Genomic DNA, 3,852 nt, shown 5'->3' with positions numbered 1-3,852 from the left:
CCAGCGGGAGGGGTCCTTCGCGTCCACGGCGAACACACTGCCGTCCGGTGCGGTCGCGAACACCTTCCCGTCGGCGACGACGGGGGAGGGCGGGGATCCCGGGTAGTTGCCCGGACGCGTTCCCATACGTGGCTTCGTCTGTCCGATGAAGGCCCCCCGTTCGGAGTCCACGGCCAGGAGCCGTCCGTCGAGGGCGGTGAAGTACACCCGGTTCCCGACGACGGTGGGTACGGAGCCACCACTCACCGACGTCTCCAGACTCCATGGTTCGACCGCCGTGCGGCCTTTGGAGCGGCGGGTGTCGAGGCCGATCAGCTCGCCGCCGTGACCCAGGAGGTACACCTTGTCCCCTCGCACGGCGGTCTGCGGCTGGTTGAGGAGCGGGGTGATCGGGATTCGCCGGTGCGAGCCGGTGGCCGTGTTCAGCCGGACGACGGCGTCGGTGCGGTAGAAGCCGTCCACGGAGGTGAGGAAGAGGTCCGTGCCGGACTCACCCACGGGGATCAGCTGCCCGTCGAGCCGAACCTGCCGCTGCACCGTCCCGTCCGTCTCGTTCACCGCGGTCACCATGGTGGTGCGACCGTCCGCGCCGACCTCGACGGCGTAGACACGACCCGAGGTGCCGTACGCGGACAACGCAGGCTGGGTGTGGCCCGGCAGATTCACGCGCCACCTTTCCCGGCCGGTGGCGCCGTCCACGGCGATGACCGTTCCGTCGCGTCCGGCGAGCAGCACCGTGGCGCCGGCGCTGTAGAACGCGCCCTGGTAGGCCGAGATGTCCAGGGCCCATCGCACCTTCCCCGTGGCCGCGGACAGGCCCGTCAGCCGCGATTCGTCGTCGTTCACCACGCGGACGACGCCGCCCGACAGGACGGGCGGATGGGGATGCGCGGCGGTGCCGCCCTTCACGGGCGCCTCGCGGACCGACCATTGGATGAGCCCGCTGTCGGCGTCCAGCTTCGCCGCCTCGACACCCGGTCCGGCGCAGAACAGGGCCTCTGCCCCGGACGCGCAGGCTGCCGTGCCGCCACTTCCGTCTCCCCGGAGGGCGGCCGCCCACGGGTGGAAATCCCCACCGCCGGTGACCCGGGATCCGGTCGAGTCCAACGGCGTTACGTCATCGTGCCGTTGGGCCAGCAGGGAGGCGCCCGCGGCGAGGACACCCAATGCCAGGACGGCGGCGAGGGCACTTCGGGTCCGGCGGTTTCGGGACGTGGAAGCCGGAGCTGGACCGGGCGCTTCGGGTCCGGACCCGGATCCCGGCTGGGGCGCTTCCGGGGGGATCGCGCCGTCCGCCGATCGCCGCTGTGACGGGATGAGGGCGTCCGCCGGGACGCTCTCGAGGTCGAAGGAGCCGAAGGTCTGGGTGTCGTACGAGGCCGAGACCTTCCTCAGCTCCGTCATCAACGCGTCCGGAGTGGGCCTGTGGTCCGGGTCCTTGGCGAGGCATCGCTCGATGAGCGGCCGCAGATCTCCAGGGACGCCGTCGAGGTGCGGTTCGTCGTGGACCACTTGGTACGCGACGATGTAGGGGCTGTCCGAGTCGAAAGGACTGCGTCCCGTCGCGGCGTGGACGAGCACGCCGGCCATGGCGAAGACGTCGGCGGCGGGCCCCACCGATCGGGGCCGGCTGAACTGTTCGGGCGCCATGAAGGGAGGCGTGCCGATGAGCTTGCCCGTCTCGGTGCGCACATCGCTGTCCGGTGGTCGCGAGATGCCGAAATCGATGACCTTGGGACCATCGGCAGCCAACAGCACATTGCCCGGCTTGAGATCGCGGTGGACGACGCCCACCCGGTGGATGTCCCGCAAGGCCTCGGCGAGTCCTGCCATGAGGTAGCGGACCTGGGCCGGCGGAACCGGCCCGTTCCGCTTCACGAACTCGGCCAGCGTCGGCCCGGGTATGTAGAGCGTGGCCATCCAGGGGCGTTCGGCATCCGGATCCGCGTCCACGACGGATGCGGTGAAGGCGCCGCTGACCCGCCGGGCGGCGGTGATCTCCTGGCGGAATCGCGCCCTGAACTCCGGGTCCGCCGCGAACTCCTCGTGCACGACCTTGACGGCCAGCCGCATGCCGGATGTCGAGCGTGACAGGTGCACCACGCCCATGCCGCCGGCGCCGAGCCGCCCTTCCAGCCGGTAGGGCCCCGCATATTCCGGATGTTCCGCTTCCGGGTCGGTCCCGGGTCTCCGCACTGGCGGCATGACCCACCCCCGTGTGTTCGTCAGCAGCCGCAACTCGGTGAGCCTAGTGGATCCCCGTTACGAGGACGGCTCGGATTGCTAGCCTGCACTTGACAGAGCGTGAATCCTCACGGGGGTGGGCACATGGCCGAGAACAAGCTTGACGAGCCGGTGGGCGATGCGAGTGACGGGCCCGCAGGGGCGGAGACCGCCGTCGCGGCCGCCGACTTGATCTACTACTCCGTGGCGCCCGGAGCCCGTCTCAACGTGCGATCCGGCCCCGGAACCAGCTACCACATCGTCAAGGTCCTTCCGTACGACGCCAAAGTCCCGATCTTCTGCCAGACGCCTGGGACCACGGTCAGCGGTTACTACGGGACGTCGAACATCTGGGACTGCATCGGCACCAACCAGTACGTCTCCGACGCCTACGTGCACACCGGCAGCGACGGCTACGTCGCGTCACGCTGCAGCTGACGTCGGCGACTCGGCACAGCTCACGCCCATCGCGCCACGCGGCTCCCCGGCCCACCGGGGAGCCGCGGCGCGCATCCGTCAGTGATCCGTCCCTCAGGAGGAACGTGTTGAGCAAGGGCAAGGGCAAGAGCAGGCGCACGGCGCTGGTGACCGGTGCGGCCACGATGGCCGGTGCGGCCTTCCTCGTGCTGGGGGGTGCCGCCGAGGCGACCGCGGCGTCCGCGGATCTCGTGTACTACTCGGTCGCCCCCGACGTACGGCTCAACGTCCGTATCGGCCCCGGCACGGGATACCAGATCGTGAAGGTACTGCCCTACGACGTCAAGGTGCCGATCATCTGCCAGACCCCGGGCGAGACGGTCAGCGGCTACTACGGCACGTCGAACATATGGGACCGGATCGCCCCCGGCCAGTACGTCTCCGACACGTACGTGCACACCGGCAGCGACGGCTACGTCGCGGGACGCTGCGGATGATCACCCGCGGGTCCCTACCCATGGGGAGGCTGTGTTGAGCAAGGGCAGAAGCAGGCGCGCCGCACTGGCGGCCGGCGCGGCCACGATGGCCGGGGCGGTGTTCCTCGTGCTGGGGGGTGCCGCCGAGGCGACCGCGGCGTCCGCGGATCTCGTGTACTACTCGGTCGCCCCCGACGTACGGCTCAACGTCCGTATCGGCCCCGGCACGAACTACCAGATCGTCAGGCTCCTGCCCTATGACGTCCAGGTGCCGATCTTCTGCCAGACCCCGGGCGAGACGGTCAGCGGCTACTACGGCACGTCGAACATCTGGGACCGGATCGGCCCGGACCAGTACGTCTCCGACACCTACGTGCACACCGGCAGCGACGGGTACGTCGCCGGAAGGTGCGTCTGACCGAGCCCACGCGGTGGGTCGCGCCCGCGTCCCACGGGGAAGGACAACCCCCATGACCACACACCCGGCCCACCGCGTGCTCGCCCAGTCGTTCGACACCGTCGCCGCGCAGTACGCCGCGGCCCGCCCCGGTTACCCGGGAGAGCTGTTCGACGCCGTCGAGGAGATCAGCGGCCGTCCCTTCGCCGGGGCCGCGGCGTAATGCGCTGAGACGGCGGCGAACGACTGGGCGAGCTCTGTCTCTTATATACATCTTGCTGCTCGAGAAAACTCTCTACATATGGCATGCCGTCTTTCGCTTGAAAAAAAAAAAGCGAG

At 69.5% G+C, this 3,852-nt stretch carries 5 protein-coding genes; 4 read left to right on the top strand and 1 reads right to left on the bottom strand.

Translation table 11 applies throughout. The features are described from left to right. Positions 1–2,205, bottom strand: a 2,205-nt coding sequence (locus PV341_RS44195; protein WP_500360885.1) for a serine/threonine-protein kinase, incomplete at its 3' end; no start/stop codon positions are given. Between the two features lie 123 nt (positions 2,206–2,328). On the opposite strand from PV341_RS44195, the gene PV341_RS44190 reads away from it, so the two are divergent. From PV341_RS44190 to PV341_RS44175, 4 genes are all read left to right on the top strand, one after another. Then, entirely contained in the window at positions 2,329–2,661 is a 333-nt protein-coding gene (locus tag PV341_RS44190; RefSeq protein WP_500330159.1) for an SH3 domain-containing protein, read from the top strand. Positions 2,662–2,825: 164 nt separating this feature from the next. Then, positions 2,826–3,137 carry an SH3 domain-containing protein gene (locus tag PV341_RS44185; protein ID WP_500360888.1) on the top strand — a complete coding sequence of 104 codons (312 nt, stop codon included), beginning with the start codon at positions 2,826–2,828 and terminating at the stop codon, positions 3,135–3,137. Positions 3,138–3,222: 85 nt separating this feature from the next. Further along, positions 3,223–3,534: an SH3 domain-containing protein gene (locus PV341_RS44180; RefSeq protein ID WP_500360886.1), complete on the top strand. Its 312-nt coding sequence runs from the start codon at positions 3,223–3,225 to the stop codon at positions 3,532–3,534. 52 nt (positions 3,535–3,586) lie between these two features. Beyond that, positions 3,587–3,736 carry a hypothetical protein gene (locus PV341_RS44175; RefSeq protein ID WP_500360883.1) on the top strand — a complete coding sequence of 50 codons (150 nt, stop codon included), beginning with the start codon at positions 3,587–3,589 and terminating at the stop codon, positions 3,734–3,736. Positions 3,737–3,852 lie beyond the last annotated feature (116 nt).

It is taken from the genome of Streptomyces sp. PA03-1a (assembly GCF_033792805.1).
Lineage (GTDB): Bacteria > Actinomycetota > Actinomycetes > Streptomycetales > Streptomycetaceae > Actinacidiphila.
The sequence above is the reverse complement of the archived record's forward strand: the minus strand, read 5'-3'. Positions and strand labels throughout refer to the sequence as shown.

Excerpts from the sequence above, each read along its gene's own strand:
- PV341_RS44190 (WP_500330159.1), top strand. The coding sequence starts at position 2,329 with ATGGCCGAGAACAAGCTTGACGAGCCGGTGGGCGATGCGAGTGACGGG.
- PV341_RS44180 (WP_500360886.1), top strand. The coding sequence starts at position 3,223 with ATGGCCGGGGCGGTGTTCCTCGTGCTGGGGGGTGCCGCCGAGGCGACC.
- PV341_RS44185 (WP_500360888.1), top strand. The coding sequence starts at position 2,826 with ATGGCCGGTGCGGCCTTCCTCGTGCTGGGGGGTGCCGCCGAGGCGACC.
- PV341_RS44175 (WP_500360883.1), top strand. The coding sequence starts at position 3,587 with ATGACCACACACCCGGCCCACCGCGTGCTCGCCCAGTCGTTCGACACC.